The sequence below is a fragment of the Hufsiella ginkgonis genome (assembly GCF_009834915.1).
Classification (GTDB): Bacteria; Bacteroidota; Bacteroidia; order Sphingobacteriales; family Sphingobacteriaceae; genus Hufsiella; species Hufsiella ginkgonis.
This window is the reverse complement of record NZ_WVHS01000001.1, coordinates 1,537,610-1,555,932: the sequence shown is the minus strand read 5'-3', so window position 1 is coordinate 1,555,932 and position 18,323 is coordinate 1,537,610. Positions and strand designations below refer to the sequence as shown.

The window sequence follows — 18,323 nt, the reverse complement described above, 5'->3', positions numbered from 1 at the left end:
CATGGACCTCCAACATTGGTTCGGGATCCTTACCGGGCAGCTTAAAGAAACTACGGTCCTTCAATGGATCGCGGTTTCGTTGGGCGTTACCGAGGTGCTGCTTGCCCGCATAAACAACGTCTGGCTGTACCCCGCCGGGATTGCGGCTACCGCCATCTCGATGATGCTGCTTACCGAAAGCGGGCTATACGCCGAAACATTGCTCAACGGTTACTACATCGTAATGAGCGTTTATGGCTGGATGCACTGGATAACGAAAAAGAATGAGCCTCCTATTAAGATATCCTATTCCACCAGACAGGAATGGAAGATCACCCTCGCTATCGTATTTATTGGCTGGGGCGTACTTTACCTGGCACTCCGGTATTTTACAGACTCAACCGTGCCGGTGGCCGATTCATGGATCAGCGCCACGGCCTGGGCGGGCATGTGGCTGCTGGCACGGCGAAAGATCGAGAACTGGATCCTGCTGAATATCTCGAACCTGTTCGCCATTCCGCTGCTGTTTCACAAGAACCTGGCGATGTTCGGACTGCTTACCGCCTTCCTGTTCGTAGTGGCTGTTTTCGGGTATTTCGATTGGAAAAGAAAATACCGACAACAACTTTCAGCATAATAACGCTTTTCCCTTTGCGCTAAGGTTTTACGCAAAGAAATATTAGTTAGGAAATAATGGAACATCCTTCAGCGCTTCTCCAACCCCGTTGGACCGATATCATACGTAACCATTCCGCAGATGCCGAGAAATTCGGCGCCCTTCGACCGGAACAGCTTGGCCTCATTTACCAGCAGAACTGGTTCAACCTGTTCGTTCCGGCTTCGCTGAACGGGTTACAACTGCCGCTGCCGGAAGCTGTCCGGCTCGAAGAGGCTTTTGCCTGGGCCGATGGCGCTTTTGGATGGACGCTTACGTTATGCAGCGGCGCGGCCTGGTTCGCGGGCTTCCTCGATCCCGCGCTGGCGAAAGTGGTATTTGACGAAAAAACCGCTTGTCTCGGCGGAAGCGGCGCGCCATCCGGCACTGCCGAGCGTACCCCCGAAGGTTACGTGGTGAACGGCAGCTGGAAATATGCCACCGGCGCCCCGCATCTCACCTGGTTCACGGCAAATTGCCTGCTCACCGAACACGGAAACGTGTTAAAAGACGCCGGCGGCAAGTCGCTGATGCGCCCTTTTATATTTAAGCGGGAAGAGGTTACGGTGTCAGCCGACTGGCAAACCTCGGGACTGGTGGCCACCGCGAGCCATTCGTTTGAAGTGAACGCACTCGCCGTTCCCGCAGAGCGGCAGTTCGAGATCTCGCCCGCGACGGTAAAAACACCCGGGCCCTCGTATACCTACCCGTTCCTTCAACTGGCGGAGGCTACGCTTGCCGCAAATATCAGCGGGATGGCGGTCCACTTTATGGACCTGTGCGAAGCCAGCTTTAACGAAAGAATGAAAAGTAAATCGTTTACCGCAGAGCAGAAGCAATACCTTTCGGACCTGCTGAGCCGCTGCAGGTCAGGTACCTCCAAACGCCGGGCTGAGTTTTACCGGGTGATCGATCAGTCGTGGTCGTATACAGACCAGGGCCTTGACGTACCGTCGCCGCTATTGACCGGGGTGAGTGCCGCAAGCCGTGTACTGGCCCGCAAAGTACGCCGCTTTGCAGAAAAGCTATACCCTTTTTGCGGACTGGCCGCGGCAGATCCTTCATCAGAAATTAACCGGGTATGGCGGGATCTGCATACAGCCAGCCAGCATACGCTGCTTATTTTCCCGGAGTAGTTTACACTTCATACAATTTTTACATAAATTTTATGGTGGTTCGTGCATCTTTGCTGCTTAATGTGATCTTATGAAAAGAAGCTTTTTCCTGTTGGTACCCGCATTCCTCGCCCTAGCTGCGTCGGCACAGAAGAAACCCGTGGTAAATAACGGCCTCCCGCGGCCCAGGCTGGTGGTAGGATTGGTGGTCGACCAGATGCGCTGGGATTACCTGTACCGTTATTACGAGCGCTACGGATCAACCGGGTTTAAACGCTTACTAAACGAGGGGTTCACCTGCGAAAATACGCTGATCGATTATGTGCCCACCGTAACGGCCATCGGGCACAGTACCATTTATACAGGTTCAGTTCCGGCTATCCACGGCATTGCGGGGAACGATTTCATTATCCAGGCAACGGGGAAAACGATGTATTGCACGGAAGACAGTACCGTACAGTCGATCGGCAGCGCATCGGTTGAAGGAAAGATGTCGCCTAAAAACCTGCTGGCCTCTACCATTACCGACGAGCTGAAACTGGCGACCAATTTCCGCTCGAAAGTGATCGGGGTGGCGTTGAAAGACCGGGGCGGCATCCTGCCGGCAGGGCATGCAGCCGATGCCGCTTACTGGTACGACGATGCCAGCGGGAACTGGATCACCAGTACCTATTATATGAAGCAATTACCGTCATGGGCAACCGCTTTCAACGCCCGGAAACTGCCGGAGACATACCTCAAACAGGATTGGAACACGCTGTACCCGATCGACAGCTACTTGCAAAGTTCGCCTGATAATAATTCTTACGAAGGAAAATTCAGCAATTCTCAAACCCCCACGTTCCCGGTAAAGACGTCGGGATTGATCGGTCAAGGCTTCGGTACCATCCGTTCTACGCCGTATGGCAACACCTTTACGCTCGATTTCGCCAAAGCGATCATGGAAAACGAGAAAATGGGGCAGGACCCGGTAACCGATTTCCTGGCGGTAAGCTTATCATCGACGGATTATGTGGGCCACCAATTCGGGCCAAACTCCATCGAGGTTGAAGATACTTACCTTCGCCTCGACCGCGACCTGGGTGATTTCTTTACGTATCTTGACACGAAAATTGGAAAAGGAAATTATACCGTATTTCTCTCGGCGGATCATGGTGCGGCACACAACCCCACTTTCCTGACCGATAACAATCTTCCCGCCGGATCATGGCCGTCTGCCCAGTTACTTACTCAACTAAACGCTTCGCTGAAAGCTAAATACAATACGGACAAGCTGGTGCTCAGCCTCTTAAACTACCAGGCACACCTGAACTATGCCGCAATCGCCGCGAACAAGCTCGACGAAGCGGCCATCCGTGCCGATTGCGTTAAATTTTTCCAGGGGAAACCGGGCGTCGCCTTCGCCGTAGACGTGAAAGATGTGCAAAGCTCCAGTGTGCCTGCGTACCTGCGGGATATGATCGTGAAAGGGTACAACCCCGAACGCAGCGGCGTGATCCAGATCATGCTAAAACCCGGATGGTTCAGCTCGGCACGGACCGGCACCAGCCACGGTACCTGGAACCCATATGACGCACATATCCCGTTGTTGTTTATGGGCTGGGGTATAAACCACGGCAAAACGAACAAGACCACTCATATGACCGACATCTCGGCTACATTGGCAGCCCTGCTGCATATCCAGATGCCGAACGGATGTATCGGGGAACCGATCACGGAGGTGATTAAATAGTTGAAAATTAAAGGTTTAAGCCTTAAGGATTGGAGACCAGATGGATGGGATGCGGTTCGGGCTTCGGGCTTTAAGCTTTTAGGATAATGAAAAAATACATCTCCCGTTTCCATTATCTCACACAGGACCTGCCTCACCGTACGCACAGGGAACAGGTGCAGATCGCGTGTGAAGCGGGGGCGAACTGGATCCAATACCGCTGCCTCTCGAAACCGGATGAAGCCCTGCTTGAAGAGCTTCACCAGGTGGCCGCCATTTGCGACGACTGGGGCGCTACACTGATCGTGACCAACCACGTACACCTGGTACACCTGGCAGATATACAGGGAGTGCATATCGAGGATATGGCTGCCGACCTTGCTGCTATCCGTAAAGAGATCGGGGAAGATAAAACGCTAGGCTGCTCTGCCCATTCCATCGACGATATCAGGCGGCACTGGATCAGCGGTGCAGCCGATTATGTGGGCTGCGGACCCTTCGCGGTAACGCAAACCAAACCCAATAATTTCCCGCCACTTGGCACGATCGGCTATGAGGGAATCCTGCAGCAACTGATCCCGGATGGCATCGATCTCCCGTTGATCGCGGTTGGCGGCATTAACGCGGCCAATGTTACACAGGTACTGGCAACGGGAGTTTTCGGGGTGGCTGTTTCGGGGGCCGTTAATTTGTCGCCGGAACCAGGAGCTATGATTAAAGAAATTTACAGGAAGGTTCTGTAACTTTAAACATGTCTTCTCACCACATCGTTCGCGAAAAACAGGAGCCCGCTTTGCTCATCACCAGTCTTGATGGTTTTGACCGCGAGCATCTCGGCCAGCTGCTGGAATGGAGCCCTACGGTGATCGCCGACGGGCCGCTCTATGAAACCCTCGATTCCATGGGCATAAAGATCGATGCCGTGATCACTTCCGGCGATACGCCTGATTTCCAGCCGTCCACCAGGCGTATCCATACCACTGCGTCGCCGCTCGAAGACGGGTTGAAGTACCTGGTTGGCGAACAATACCCCACGGTAAACGTAGTGACCGATACTTTCAGCCTTAAGGATTTTGCCCTCTTTGCAGACCTGATCGGGCTGGTGATCTTTACGCCTGACAAAAAGATCTTCCCGGTACGCTCCGGGTTCAGCAAGTGGAAACAAGCCGGCGAACAGGTTTATTTGATGCATGATGTGCGGAACCTGCAGGCATCCGGTTTACGTTTTACGACCGGCCAGGTAATGGAAACCGGGAAAGACGGCTTTTATATGCTTGTTTTCGACCAGCCGTTTATCTTTGTGGGCGAAGATTTATGATCCGTATACGCCCCGCCACCCTTTCCGACGTTCCGGTTATCCACCGGCTTGCCGCCGAGATCTGGCCCGCTACTTACCGGCAGCTGATGCCGGCCGAACAACTCCGCTTTATGCTGGAGAACATGTACTCCGAAGACGCGCTTACGGCGCAGTTTGACGAAATAACTTTCCTTATCGGGGAACGCGACGGCCAACCTGTAGCCTTCGCCGGCTGTTCCCTCACCGAACCGGAGGTTTACAAGCTTCACAAGATCTACCTGCTGCCCTCCGAACAGGGAAAAGGAAGCGGGAAAGCGCTGATCGGCCATATAGAAGACCTAGCGAGATCCGCCGGGGCGAAAATCCTCGAGCTGAACGTTAAGCGCGACAACCCGGCCCGGGGATTTTACCGGAAACTGGGCTTTGAGATCTATCAGACGGTAGATATTGCGTATTACCAGTTCGAGTTAAATGATTATGTAATGAGAAAGCCGATCGCCGACGACTAATAGCTGACGGCTGATCGCTGATTGCTGACGGCTGATCGCCGATCGCCAACGGCTAATAGCTCTCTTCCACCCGTTCCCCGATCTGCTGCCTCCACATCGCGTAATACAAGCCCTTTTCTTCCAGGAGGTCATAATGCTTACCGGATTCGGCCACATCGCCTTTTTCGAGCACATAGATGCGGTCGGCGTGCATGACGGTCGATAACCGGTGCGCGATGAGGATGGTAATGTGGTCGTGCATTTCCGAAACATCACGGATGGTACGGGTAATCTCTTCCTCGGTAATGGAGTCGAGTGCCGAAGTCGCTTCGTCGAACACCAGGATATTGGGCTTGCGCAGGAGTGAACGTGCAATGGAAAGGCGCTGTTTTTCGCCGCCCGATACTTTTACGCCGCCTTCGCCGATAATGGTATCAAGCCCGTTCTCGGCACGTTCAAGCAAGCTCTGGCATGCCGCTTTCTGAAGCACTTCGAGGCATTCTTCGTCGGTAGCGCCCGGGCGCACGAACAACAGGTTTTCGCGGATCGTACCCGAAAACAGCTGCGTATCCTGTGTCACAAAACCGATCTTTTCGCGAAGCTGGTCGAGGTCGATATCGTGCCCCGAAATCTGGTTGTACAATACTTCGCCCTCCATCGGGTGATACAATCCCACGAGCAGTTTCACGAGCGTGGTTTTCCCCGAACCCGAAGGGCCTACAAAAGCGATGGTTTCGCCTTTGCTCACCCCGAAGGTGATGTCGTTCAACGCGTTCCGCCTTGCGGTTAGGTGTTTGAAGCTTACCTGGTTAAAGTCGAGACGAGTGATGCGCGGCAACAGTACCGGGTTGGCCGGCTTCGCCTCTTTGGGTGTATCGAGGATCTTTTTAAAGTTGATGAGCGACACTTCCGTTTCCCGGTAGGTATTAATGATGTTACCCAACTCCTGTAAAGGCCCGAAAATAAAGAAAGAGTAAATAAACAGGGAGAAAAATTCCCCCACGGTGATCTTCCCTGCAAAGATCAGGTACAACATGAGCAGCAGGATGCCGTTCCGCAGCAGGTTCACCAGCGTTCCCTGGATAAAGCTCAGGCTGCGTACGTACTTTACTTTTTGAAGCTCGAGCTTAAGGATACTGTCAGTGGTAGAGTTCAGTCGCTTGATCTCCTGTTGGGCCAGCCCGAGACTTTTCACCAGCTCGATGTTCCGGAGCGATTCAGTAGTGGACCCGGCCAGGGCGGTGGTTTGCGAAACGATCTTTTTCTGGATGACCTTGATGCGCTTACTCAATACGGAGCTGATAGTGCCCAGGATAGGAATGATAGAAATATAGGCCACGGCAATAGACCAGTGGATGGCGATCGCATACCAGAAAACAAATACGATGCCTACCAGCGAGGTGAACAGGATATTGATAAAAGCGATGATCAGCTTCTCCGAATCCAGTCGTACTTTTTGCAGAATACCCAGTGTTTCGCCGCTGCGTTGGTCCTCGAATACCTGGTAAGGAAGCTCCAGGGAATGGGCCAAACCGTCGGCATACACCTTCGCCCCCAGGCGCTGTGTGATCACGTTCACGTAATAATCCTGGAAATTTTTCGCGATGCGCGACACCATGGCGACCCCCATCGCGGCCAGGATCAGCAGGCCCGCACCTTTAAAAAATTCCCCCGTGGTAAATGATTTCTGGTGTGTGGCAAACGGCGTTACGTAAGTATCGATGATCTTGCGGAAGATATACGGGTCGAGCAGGGAAAAGATCTGGTTAATGGCTGCAAGCACCAGGGCAAGGCCGATCAGGGCTTTATAGTTTTTGAGGTAGTTGAGGAGTAGTTTCATGGAGTTGTCAGTGATCAGTTGTCAGTGATCAGTTTTGGATTTGTGTAAGAGATAAGGTTTCAGCCACCACGGACGGCGCTGTGCAGTACTGATCACTGACCACTGATCACTGATCACCCTACGCAAAAATAAAAAAGGGAACCAGCTAATTCCCTGATTCCCTTTTAAATGACACACAGCTTACGCTATACCGTCATGATATCTTTTTCCTTGATCTCGGCGATCTTGTCGACTTTTACTATATAGGCGTCGGTCAGTTTTTGTACTTCACCTTCGCCGGCTTTAATTTCGTCTTCAGAAACGCCTTCGGATTTCAGTTTTTTAATCTTCTCGTTCGCGTCTTTGCGGATGTTACGGATCGTTATGCGCCCGCGTTCCGCTTCTTCCTTCACTTTTTTCACCAGGTCGCGGCGGCGTTCTTCGGTAAGCGGCGGAACGTTGAGGCGGATCATGAGGCCGTCGTTCTGCGGGTTCAGGCCGATATTGGCTTCCTGGATGGCCCGTTCGATAGGCACGAGCATATTTTTTTCCCATGGCTGCACCGTAATGGTGCGCGGGTCGGGCGTGCTCACCGTACCTACGTTTGCCAGCGGTGTCGCCGCACCATAATAGTCTACGAAAATGCCGTCGAGCATGGAAGGCATCGCTTTGCCGGCCCGTATTTTTAACAATTCGCTTTCGCAATGCTCGATGGCCCTATCCATCACAGCCCTGGAGTCGTTCAGTTGTTTTTTAATAAGCTCGCTCATGTAGATTCTGCTTTAATGTGCAAAAATATAAAAATTTCGATGTTACAGATGTTTACTTTTACCGCATGATCAAAGTGCAAATCTTTTCATGGAATCCCTACCAGGAAAATTCATACGTGTTTTATGATGAAACCGGGGAGTGCGCCATTATCGACCCGGGCATGTACTCCGGGGAGGACGAAAACCGCCTTGTGAGCTTCATCCGGCAGGAAAAACTAACCCCGGTGCTGTTGTTAAATACCCATTGCCACATCGACCACGTGCTCGGAAATAAGTTTGTGCACGACGTGTACGGCCTACTCCCACAGTTCCACGAAGGCGAAGCGGCGCTGCTGGCAGCCGTTCCGGCATACGCGCCCGAAATGGGGATCCGTTACGAAGTTTCGCCGATGCCCGAAACCTTCCTCCCCGAATCCGGCAGCGTTACCTTTGGCGGCAGCACACTCGATTTGATATTTGCGCCCGGCCACTCACCGGCACATCTATGCTTTTACAGCAAAGCTGACAAGGTCCTGGCCGGTGGCGACGTACTTTTTCGCGGCAGCATCGGCCGTGCCGACCTCCCTGGCGGAAATTATGACCAACTGATCAACAGTATCGAAACTCAGTTGTTTACGCTCCCGGGGGATGTAGTTGTGTATCCGGGACACGGACCGGAAACGACGATAGCGTACGAAAAAAGGCACAACCCGTTTTTTAGGTAATACGCTAAACGTTCCTGAAAAGAAACAATCATGATTAATACTATCCCAGGACCTGATCATACGCCATGCCGGAGACGCCCGGCGTCCAGCGCCTAACGTCCAACCCCATGAATACCAGCTTCTACATCGCCAAACGTTACCTTTTCTCCAAGAAATCATTTAACGCGATCAACTTCATCTCGGGGATTTCGGTGCTCGGGGTGTTCGTAGGCAGTGCGGCGCTGATCATCATTCTTTCGGTGTTTAACGGTTTTGAGAATGTAATCCTCTCCATGTACAATACTTTTACGCCGGAGATCAGGATCGAGCCGGCCCTGGGGAAAACCTTCGATCCTTCGGCGCCTTATTTTACCGTGCTGAGAAAGGATACTGAGATACGCAGTTTTGCCGAGGTGCTGCAGGAAAAAGCCTTGGTAGGTTACCGCAAAGGCAAATATATCGGGCTGATAAAAGGGGTCGACGACAAGTTCCTGGAGGGGAAAATGCTCGACAGCACCATCATCGCCGGCGCATTTACCCTGCACGATAAAAAACACGACTTTGCCGTGGTGGGCGCCGCCGTACAGGGAAACCTGGGTATTAACGTCAATGATGATTTTACCGACCTCGAGATCTATTCGCCCCGCAAGGGCGATGCCGCTAAGCTAAACTCCACCGATCCGTTCAATGTAAAGGAGATCCATCCGGCGGGCGTATTTTCGGTACAACAGCAGTTCGACGAGATCATTATCGTGCCCCTTCGCTTTGCGCGGGAATTACTCGAAGAACAAACCAATGTATCGGCTATAGAAATCACCCTAAAGAATAAAAACAACGTGGATAAGATGCAGCAGCGGATCATCAAGCTCATCGGCTCCGATTTTATCGTGAAAAACCGCATGCAGCAGGACCAAAACCTGTACAAAACACTCAATGTGGAAAAATTCTCGATCTACCTGATCCTCACCTTTGTGCTTATTATCGCCATATTTAACATTATTGGGTCACTTACCATGCTGGTGATCGATAAGCGGCAGGATATCGCCATCCTGAGCAGCATCGGCGCAGACAGCCGCCTGATCCGCAACATCTTCTTTACCGAAGGTATGATGATCTCCATGATGGGATGTGTTTCGGGCATGGTCGCCGGTTTGGGCTTCTGTCTCCTGCAGATGCATTATGGTTTCGTAAAAATGAATGCGGAAAACATGATCACCGACTCGTACCCGGTTGGCTTGAAATGGCAGGATTTCCTGCTGGTTTTTGCCACGGTGACCATTATCTCGACCATCACTTCGGCAGTGTCGTCGAGGTTAAGCGTTAAACATCTGGTGGAATTGAAAAAGGATCTGTAAATCCTCCTAACCAGGCAGGACCGCTAAGCTGATGGGTGCCGCAGGCGGGGGAGGATAATTACAGGTACCTCCCGGGAGTAAGATAATTCTTCACGTAATCGCTAATTCCCTCTTCCAGCGTGTGAAACGGCTTGTGATAGCCTATCGAAGCCAGCTTATCCATGGTCGCCTCGGTAAAATACTGGTATTTGTCCCTGATATCTTCCGGTGTCGGGATGAAGCTGATCCTGGGCTCGAGTCCCATCGCGTTAAAAGTTAAGCTTGCGAGATCCCTGAACGTACGCGCCTTACCCGACCCAAGGTTATAAATTCCGCAATCTTTACGGTGATGCATCAGGAAATAAAGCACGTCGAGCACATCTTTTACGTACACGAAATCGCGTTGCTGCTCCCCATCGGCTATACCGGGTTTATGCGACTGGAAGAGCTTCATTTCCCCCGTTTCACGGATCCGGTTAAACGTGTGGAAGATCACGGACGCCATCCTTGCTTTATGGTATTCGTTGGGGCCGTACACGTTAAAAAACTTTAGGCCTGCCCAGAAATATGGTTTCTTTTCCTGTTGCAGGGCCCAGATGTCGAAATCGTTTTTAGAATCACCGTAAGGGTTAAGAGGTTTTAACAAGGGGATCTTCTGCTCGTCGTCATCATATCCTTCTTCGCCAAGGCCGTAGGTAGCGGCGGATGACGCATAAACTAATGGCAAACCAAACTCCACGCAGGCGTTCCAAACCTCTTTGGTGTAGTCGAGGTTAAGCTTGTCGAGTACCGAGCGGTCGAACTCCGTGGTATCCGTACGGGCGCCGATGTGAAAAACGAACTGGATATGCAGCTGGTGCTGCGGTATCCAGGCAATAAAATCTTCGCGGTCAACCTTCAGCGTAAATTTCTTGTTATCCAGGTTCTTGTTTTTCGCGGCATCGCTGAAATCGTCGACCAATACCAGGTCTGTATATCCCTCCGAATTAAGTTTATGTATAAGGCAGCTTCCGATAAATCCTGCGGCGCCGGTGATGATGATCATAGTGACTGGACGTTTAGGTCGGTTAAAAATAGGTTTTTATTTATTTGGGGGATCACTTTTTTTTCCGCCGCTTTTTCAAACAGCAGGTTGACGGCATTGCGGCCTTCTGCTCCCAGGTCGAGCGAATACTGGTTTACATACAGTTCGATGTGCTGGTACATTACCGCCTCCTCCATCTCCTGTGCATGCGCGCGGATGAAGCCGATCCCCGACTTTGGGTTAGCGAAGGCGAACTCCACGCTCCTGCGAAGCACGCGGTTCACTTTATGTTTTACTTCTTCCGGGAGGCCGCGTTTCACCACGATGCCGCCCAGCGGGATGGCACAGCCGGTTTCGTCTTCCCAGAACTTGCCAAGATCCACGATCTTTTTCAATCCTTTTTGCTGGTAGGTGAATCTATTCTCGTGGATGATGAGGCCAAGGTCTATCTCCCCCCGGAGCAGGGCGTTCTCGATATCCGAGAAAATCATTTCTTTCTTGTTCTGCAGCTCCGGGTAGGCCAGGCTAAGCAGGAAATTGGCCGTGGTATATTTGCCGGGGATACCTACCGTTAAAGAGCTGATGGCCGAAGGCCGATCGCCGTTGGCTGAAATAAGCAGCGGGCCCACCCCAAAACCCAGTGCACTACCCGAATCGAGCAGCACGTACCGGCCGGCTACGTAGGCAAAGGCATGGAAGCTGAGCTTAGTGATATCTAGCTCACCGCGAAAGGCCTTTTGGTTGAGAGTTTCCACATCGTCGAAATATACTTCAAAGTCGAGGCCTTCGGTATCTATCTTGTGGTGTATAAGGGCATCAAAAATAAACGTATCGTTGGGGCAGGGCGAAAAACCGAGTGTTAGTTTCATGGTAGCGGCTAGCCATCAGCCATTAGCTGCCGGCTTTTAATAGGTCCGTAATAAATTTCTCCGCAAAGATATTGAGATTTTTGATGGCCAGACCTATATTCCAGGCTTCGCGGTTGCGGCGTTCCACGTAATTTGATATCGACCTGAGCTGCATAGCCGGGACCGCCGCCGAATTACAGGCGTAAAAAAAGGCCGCACCTTCCATGCTTTCGGTATGCGGCGCGAGCCTGCTAACAGTAGCCTCAATGGAGTGCACGTTTCCGTGGACCCGGTTTACCGTGATCCCTGTTACCGTTCGAATATCCGGCTCACGACTGCCGGCTGATAACTGGCTGCTGACGGCTGATAGCTGATGGCTGACCGCCGACGCGCCAAACCCTAACTCATCTATCGTTAGGAATCCATCGCCATCTTCGGCGCCAAGTTCAGCGAAATGATCTCGTGTTACATGGACCACTTCTCCTAACGCGATCGACCTGTCGAAACTGCCTGCGATACCCAGGTTAATGGCGAGGTCGTATTTAAAATTGCCCAGGTGATATCCTAATGCATAAGCTGTCGCCACCATCCCCACACCAGTTATTAACACATACACTACATGCTCCCGGTAGTTATTAACACCTTCGTTGAGGGCCATGGATGCCATTAGCGGCGAAATTTCAGGTAATGTAGCAGCGACTATTAGTGTTTTCAAGGGATGATATTTAACTGGTGGCCGCTCAAAGTTATCAAATTCACGTGACTACAGTTTTCCCTATATTTGCGCACTCAATTGTAAAGATATGATCTACATCACCCGCAGGGAAAGTTTTAATTCGGCCCACAAACTTTTTAAAGAAGAATGGACCGACGAACGGAACCTCGAAACCTTCGGAAAATGCTCCAATCCAAACTGGCACGGGCATAATTATTACCTGTATGTTACGGTTAAAGGCGAAATTGACCCGGTTACCGGTTTTGTTATGGACCTTAAAGAACTAAAGCGTCTCACACGCGTTTATGTAACCGATAAGCTCGACCACCGTAATATTAACCTGGATGTAGACTTTATGAAAGGAAAGATGGCATCCACGGAAGTACTGGCGGTGGAAATATTTAACCAGCTTAAGCCTCACGTAGAGGCAAACGGCGCATTTTTACACAGGGTGAGGCTTTGGGAGACAGAAAACAACTATGTTGATTACTTTGGCGAATAAGCGCCGGTTTTAAACAATTTCAATGGAGAACGAACAAACCGGCTTCACCGCCGACGAAAACGAATTTGGCTACGTGCAGTCAAACCGGTATAACCAGGTAAAGGTCGACCGCATAGCCTCTCATTATAGCGACATCCTGAAGGACCTGGGCGAAGACCCGGCGCGCGAAGGGCTGCTCAAGACCCCCGAGAGAGTGGCGAAAGCCCTCCAGTTCCTCACACATGGGTACGACCTTAACCCCGCCGGGCTTTTGCGGAGCGCCATGTTTAAAGAAGATTATAGCCAGATGGTGGTTGTAAAAGACATCGAGGTATACTCCATGTGCGAACATCACCTCCTTCCTTTTTTTGGAAAAGCGCACATTGCTTACATCCCTAACGGGCATATTGTGGGCCTGAGCAAGATCCCGCGTGTAGTGGACGCCTACTCGCGCCGCCTGCAGGTGCAGGAACGCCTCACTAACGAAATCCGCGACTGTATCCAGGACACCCTTCAGCCGGCCGGCGTTGCCGTAGTGATAGAATGCCGCCATTTATGCATGGCGATGCGCGGGATCCAGAAACAAAATTCCGTAACCACCACTTCCGCTTTTACCGGCGAATTCGTGCATGAGAAAACAAGAGCGGAGTTTTTAAGGCTGATTACGGCGAAATTGGCATAACCGGCCCAGCCAATAGCTGACGGCTGACAGCTCACCACAATAAAGATGGTAATATAAAACATTAACCACTATCAGGCTATTAGCTAAATAGCTACCAGCCAAATGATAATTATTACTGACTCTATATGAACGCTTATATCTTCCCCGGACAGGGGGCGCAATTTCCCGGGATGGGAAAAGACCTGTACGAGAAATCCGAAGCCGCCGAAAGCCTTTTTGAGCAGGCCAACGAGATCCTCGGCTTCCGGATCACCGATATTATGTTCGATGGCACAGACGAGGACCTGAAACAAACACGGGTAACGCAGCCTGCGATTTTCCTTCATTCGGTGATCCTCGCCAAAACGTTGGGCGACGGCTTTAAACCCGGCATGGTTGCGGGTCATTCGCTGGGTGAATTTTCTGCGCTGGTTGCGGCCAGGGCTTTGTCGTTCGAAGAAGGCCTCAGGCTGGTCTATATCCGTGCCACTGCTATGCAAAAAGCATGCGGGATTCAGCCTTCGGCGATGGCGGCGATCCTTGGCGCCGATGATTTCACGGTAGAAGATGTTTGCCGGCTGGTGAGCGAGGTGGTGGTACCCGCAAATTATAACTGCCCGGGCCAGCTGGTTATTTCCGGCAGTATCGAAGGGGTAGATAAAGCTTGTGCCCTGCTGCTCGAACGCGGCGCCAAACGCGCCCTAAAACTTAATGTAGGCGGCGCCTTCCACTCGCCGCTGATGGAGGCGGCACGCGTGGAGCTCGAAGCGGCCATCAACAACACCCGGATCGAAGCGCCCGTTTGCCCGATCTACCAGAATATAAACGCAAAACATTATACCGACCCGGAAGCCATCAAGCATAACCTGGTGGCACAGCTTACCGGCGCTGTGCGGTGGACGCAAACCATCGAAGCAATGATCCACGACGGCGCTACTTCCTTTACAGAAGTAGGCCCCGGAAATGTATTACAGGGACTCGTTAAAAAAGTGAACCGCGCCATGGAAACCCGGAGCGCATCAGTATAAACACCCGTGGCTACAGGTTTTAAGATCCGGCTGCTGTTATTCCTGCTTACGCTGAGCTTCGTGATCACGGCGCTCACGCTGAGGCTCACCTATCACCGGGAGGACGTCCTGAAAACGGATGCACAGGAGCTGGAAAAAAACCTGCACGAACAGGAGCAGTTCGTTAATGAATTCCTGCATAACCGCGCGGATTTCGAGTCGCTGAAAACGCTCGACACCAACGCGGTACTGGCCGAAAAATTCCTCACGGAGTTCCGGATAGCACGCGCCGTGTACGTGTTTACCTATAACAGCAATGTGCTTGTCTTCTGGGGCGCTAACCGCATAGCGCCCCAAACAGACGCAGGCCTTAAGGAAGGCAGCAACATGGTGAACTGGCAGAATGGCTGGTACGAAGCCATCAAGCGGACCGATGGCAAGTTCTCTGCGGTTTGCTACATCCCCATCAAGGCGAACTATCCCATCCAGAACCAGTACCTCCAGAACGTATTCGCAAAAACGCTGATCCAAACCGATAACCTGGACATCGCCGGTTTGGGCGACGAGCAGGTATACAATATCCGCAGCAGCATCGACAGCCGCTACCTCTTCGCATTAAAGCTAAAACCAGTTACCAACAATACTTATTTTTCGCGTGCCGAAGCCTTCGCGTGGCTGGCAACCGTACTATTAAGCTGTATCCTTGTTAACCTGCTCTGCTCATGGCTGGCAGACCGCGGGTACATTAAAGCAGGTATCGCCGGCTTATGCGGCTGGTTTTTGCTTACCCGGCTGTGGGGGCTACATTCCGACTGGTTTATATCGCATTTCAACCAGCCGGTTTTCGATCCCCAGTTTTATGGCGCAGGGTTCTTTTACCCGTCCATGGGCGATTTCCTGCTTAACGGTATCGCGGCTACCTGGTGCCTTTGCTTTGCGTATAAATACCGGGCACGCATCCGCCTGGCGCCGGGGCAGGCCGGCACTCCGTTAAGCATCGCGGTATTTATAGGGATGGGAGCTATACTATCGCTCACAGCTATCCACCTTAACAACTCGCTGCACGGCCTGGTACTCAACTCAAGCATCCGGTTCGATATCACAAGCCTCATTATCGACCTCAACCCGTTCAGCTGGCTGGGAATCCTGGTCCTCTGCATCGCGTTTCTTAACCTGTACCTCCTGATGGAGATCCTGCTCATCATCGGCCGCAGCCTGCCCCTGTCGGATAAACAGCGGTTTGCCGCCTTTGCGGCGATGGTGTTGTTCACGGCGATCGTTAAGCTGGTACAGCAAAATTTCGATATATTTTTCCTGTTGTTCGCCCTGGTGGTATACCTGCGGGGATGGGCCATCTACCGCAAAAACAATGAGTTCAACCTCGTGATCTTAGTAGCCACCGTGCTCCTGTTCGCCACCATAGCTTCCATCAAGCTCTCGCGTTACCAGTTCATTAAGGACCGGGAAGCGCGCAGGGTATGGGCGCATCGGCTGGATCTATCGGACGACCAGAACGCCGTTACCTACTTCAACCAGTTTGAATCGAACCTGGTACAGGACGAAGACTTAACCGGGTACTTTGACCATACCAAACCCGAGCGAAGCCTGATGAAAAACAAGCTTCAGAAATTCTATTTTGATGGCTACCTGACACGTTACGACCTTAGCACCAGCGAATACGACCCTGCCGGCAACTCGATGGATGGCGACACCAGCAATACCATCGACCAGTTCCGCGAGCTCGTGGTAACGGGGACCATCAAGGTTTCGCAATATTTTTACCGGGTGAACAATACTTTCGGGATGCGGCATTATTTCGCCATCCTGCCGATGTCGGCAAAAAACCGCGACCTGGGAACATTGGTAGTGGAGCTCAAATCCAAAACCTTTGATGAGCCTGATGCTTTTCCACAGGTACTGGCAGAGGGAAGGGCGGATGAAACCGGCATTATCCGCGACTATTCTTTCGCGTTTTACCGCGACAACAGGCTGGTAGACAAATATGGCAAGTTTGTGTACAACCTGGGAAACAACGAATTCACCGAAGTAAAGAACGAGTTCGAAAACCGGAGAGTACGCGGGTACGATCACCTGGTGTACCGGCCCAACAACCGCAACCTTATCGTGGTAAGCGTACCGGTGCAGGGTTGGTTAATTGAGCTTGGGTCGGTATCGTTCCTCTTCCTGGTGCTGCTTACCTTCTCGCTGGTATGCGTGTTGGTTAACTGGAGCTGGAAAAACTTCGTGCGCACGCACCAGGAAAGTACCCTGGCGGCATGGAAGTACTTTATTTCGGGCGGGCACATTCTGTACAAAACAAGGATACAGGCTTCCATCGTGGCCGCGGTAGTAACTACCCTGGTATTGGTGGGAGTGATCACTTACTACAGCATCAGTAAACAGTACAGCAAGCAGCAGGAACAGCAGATCACCGAGCGCATTGCCAGGATCACCACGGCATTTGAGAACCAGATGCTTAAAAACGACCAGCTGAATATCACTTTCCAGTCGTTTAATAATTTTGCCGACGTAAATTCGGCAGACCTCAGCTTTTACGGAGCGGACGGTACGCTGATCTATTCCACCCAACCCAAGATCTATGATTCGTTCCTCATCGCGCGCAAGCTGAACGTAATTACCTTTAACTACCTGAGCCGGTATCACCGGTCGGAATATTTTAACCCCGAGGACAATGTAGGGCGTATGCTGTTCATTTCCGGCTCGCGCCCGGTAAGGAACAGCCGTCACGAAATAATAGGGTACCTCACCTTGCCGTATTTCTCAAACAAACACGAGCTGGAAGAACATAAAGGGCAGTTCCTAAACACGCTGATCAATGTTTTTTCGCTCATCCTGGTATCTATCGGCTTCTTCGCCGTTTTTATGGCTAACCGCATCACTTACCCGCTTACCATCATCCAGAAGAGCCTGCGCCTCACCAAGATCGGCCGTAAGAACGAGGCCATAAAATGGCACAGGAACGACGAGATCGGCAGCCTGATCCGCGAATACAATACCATGATCGAAGCGCTGGAAGAGAGCGCCGGCAGGCTGGCACGTTCTGAACGCGAAACCGCATGGAAAGAAATGGCCAAACAAGTAGCACACGAGATCAAAAACCCGTTAACTCCCCTAAAATTAGGCGTACAGTTGCTCGACAAATCATGGAAAGAGAACGATCCCAACTTTAATAAAAAGTTCGAGCGGTTCAGCAAGTCGTTTATCGAACAGATCGAAAGCCTGGCGCATATCGCCAACGAGTTTTCAAACTTTGCCAAGATGCCCGAAACATCGCTGGAAAGCGTACGCCTGCGCGAAGTGGTCGAACGCTCAATCGAGGTGTTCAGCAAACTGGAACATACCTCGGTGGTACTCGATGACCAGCTGGGTTATGACAAAATGGTAAAAGGCGACAAAGACCAGCTGCTCCGCTGTTTTAACAACCTGATCAAGAACGCCATCGAAGCGATCCCCGAAAACCGCAAAGGATTGATCCGCATCTCCATCGCGCAACGCAATGACAAGGTGTTTGTCGAGATCAGCGATAACGGCAAGGGAATTCCCGACGGCCTGCGCGAACGCATCTTCAACCCCAACTTCACCACCAAAAGCTCGGGTACCGGCCTCGGCCTGGCCTTTGTAAAACAGGCGATCGAAAACATGCTGGGCTCCATCCATTTTAAAACGGAGCACGACGTCGGCACAACCTTTTACATTACGCTTCCGCTGGCCTGAT

The 18,323-nt window shown here is 51.7% G+C and carries 17 protein-coding genes; 12 read left to right on the top strand and 5 right to left on the bottom strand.

Translation table 11 applies throughout. The annotated features are described in order from the left end of the window. Position 1 precedes the first annotated feature (1 nt). The 6 genes from pnuC to GS398_RS06595 all read left to right on the top strand — a co-directional run bounded on the left by pnuC (position 2) and on the right by GS398_RS06595 (position 5,266). Positions 2–616: a nicotinamide riboside transporter PnuC gene (pnuC, locus tag GS398_RS06620; protein WP_160905903.1), complete on the top strand. Its 615-nt coding sequence runs from the start codon at positions 2–4 to the stop codon at positions 614–616. Positions 617–672: 56 nt separating this feature from the next. Beyond that, positions 673–1,770 (top strand): acyl-CoA dehydrogenase family protein, encoded by a 1,098-nt coding sequence (locus GS398_RS06615; protein WP_160905902.1) that lies wholly within the window; start codon positions 673–675, stop codon positions 1,768–1,770. A gap of 70 nt (positions 1,771–1,840) precedes the next feature. Then, on the top strand, positions 1,841–3,481 hold the full coding sequence (gene pafA, locus GS398_RS06610) for an alkaline phosphatase PafA (protein WP_160905901.1): 1,641 nt from the start codon (positions 1,841–1,843) through the stop codon (positions 3,479–3,481). 86 nt (positions 3,482–3,567) lie between these two features. Then, on the top strand, positions 3,568–4,203 hold the full coding sequence (locus GS398_RS06605) for a thiamine phosphate synthase (RefSeq protein ID WP_160905900.1): 636 nt from the start codon (positions 3,568–3,570) through the stop codon (positions 4,201–4,203). Positions 4,204–4,211: 8 nt separating this feature from the next. Continuing rightward, entirely contained in the window at positions 4,212–4,778 is a 567-nt protein-coding gene (locus GS398_RS06600) for a thiamine pyrophosphokinase (RefSeq protein ID WP_160905899.1), read from the top strand. After that, positions 4,775–5,266, top strand: coding sequence for a GNAT family N-acetyltransferase (locus GS398_RS06595; RefSeq protein ID WP_160905898.1), 492 nt, complete (start codon positions 4,775–4,777; stop codon positions 5,264–5,266). The genes GS398_RS06600 and GS398_RS06595 overlap by 4 nt, the downstream gene beginning before the upstream one ends. 52 nt (positions 5,267–5,318) lie before the next feature. Here the strand turns inward: GS398_RS06595 and GS398_RS06590 are convergent, their stop codons facing one another. Both GS398_RS06590 and frr read right to left on the bottom strand, forming a co-directional pair. Further along, positions 5,319–7,085 carry an ABC transporter ATP-binding protein gene (locus GS398_RS06590; RefSeq protein ID WP_160905897.1) on the bottom strand — a complete coding sequence of 589 codons (1,767 nt, stop codon included), beginning with the start codon at positions 7,083–7,085 and terminating at the stop codon, positions 5,319–5,321. Between the two features lie 185 nt (positions 7,086–7,270). Then, positions 7,271–7,834, bottom strand: coding sequence for a ribosome recycling factor (gene frr, locus GS398_RS06585; protein ID WP_160905896.1), 564 nt, complete (start codon positions 7,832–7,834; stop codon positions 7,271–7,273). A gap of 65 nt (positions 7,835–7,899) precedes the next feature. Between frr and GS398_RS06580 the strand changes: the two genes are divergently transcribed. Together GS398_RS06580 and GS398_RS06575 are read left to right on the top strand one after the other, a co-directional pair. Beyond that, a complete protein-coding gene (locus tag GS398_RS06580) occupies positions 7,900–8,538 on the top strand; it encodes an MBL fold metallo-hydrolase (RefSeq protein WP_160905895.1) in 639 nt (212 codons plus the stop codon). Positions 8,539–8,645: 107 nt separating this feature from the next. Continuing rightward, positions 8,646–9,872 carry an FtsX-like permease family protein gene (locus tag GS398_RS06575; protein ID WP_160905894.1) on the top strand — a complete coding sequence of 409 codons (1,227 nt, stop codon included), beginning with the start codon at positions 8,646–8,648 and terminating at the stop codon, positions 9,870–9,872. A 58-nt stretch (positions 9,873–9,930) separates the two neighbouring features. Here GS398_RS06575 and rfaD read toward each other — a convergent pair whose 3' ends face one another. Genes rfaD through mqnB form a run of 3 tightly spaced genes read right to left on the bottom strand, consistent with a single transcriptional unit; the run spans position 9,931 to position 12,438 of the window. Then, the gene (rfaD, locus tag GS398_RS06570; RefSeq protein ID WP_160905893.1) at positions 9,931–10,896 is read right to left on the bottom strand and encodes an ADP-glyceromanno-heptose 6-epimerase; all 966 of its coding nucleotides are present in this window, start codon (positions 10,894–10,896) and stop codon (positions 9,931–9,933) included. Beyond that, positions 10,893–11,744, bottom strand: a complete 852-nt coding sequence (locus GS398_RS06565; RefSeq protein WP_160905892.1) for a menaquinone biosynthesis family protein — start codon at positions 11,742–11,744, stop codon at positions 10,893–10,895. Before GS398_RS06565 ends, rfaD begins: the two co-directional genes overlap by 4 nt. A gap of 22 nt (positions 11,745–11,766) precedes the next feature. After that, a complete protein-coding gene (gene mqnB, locus GS398_RS06560) occupies positions 11,767–12,438 on the bottom strand; it encodes a futalosine hydrolase (protein WP_160905891.1) in 672 nt (223 codons plus the stop codon). An 88-nt stretch (positions 12,439–12,526) separates the two neighbouring features. On the opposite strand from mqnB, the gene GS398_RS06555 reads away from it, so the two are divergent. From GS398_RS06555 to GS398_RS22815, 4 genes are all read left to right on the top strand, one after another. Further along, a complete protein-coding gene (locus GS398_RS06555) occupies positions 12,527–12,940 on the top strand; it encodes a 6-pyruvoyl trahydropterin synthase family protein (RefSeq protein ID WP_160905890.1) in 414 nt (137 codons plus the stop codon). A 22-nt stretch (positions 12,941–12,962) separates the two neighbouring features. After that, complete coding sequence (gene folE, locus GS398_RS06550) at positions 12,963–13,601, top strand: GTP cyclohydrolase I FolE (protein ID WP_160905889.1); 639 nt, start codon at positions 12,963–12,965, stop codon at positions 13,599–13,601. Positions 13,602–13,726: 125 nt separating this feature from the next. Continuing rightward, the gene (gene fabD, locus GS398_RS06545; protein WP_160905888.1) at positions 13,727–14,608 is read left to right on the top strand and encodes an ACP S-malonyltransferase; all 882 of its coding nucleotides are present in this window, start codon (positions 13,727–13,729) and stop codon (positions 14,606–14,608) included. 6 nt (positions 14,609–14,614) lie between these two features. Next, a complete protein-coding gene (locus tag GS398_RS22815; RefSeq protein WP_160905887.1) occupies positions 14,615–18,322 on the top strand; it encodes a sensor histidine kinase in 3,708 nt (1,235 codons plus the stop codon). The last annotated feature ends 1 nt before the right edge of the window (position 18,323 follow it).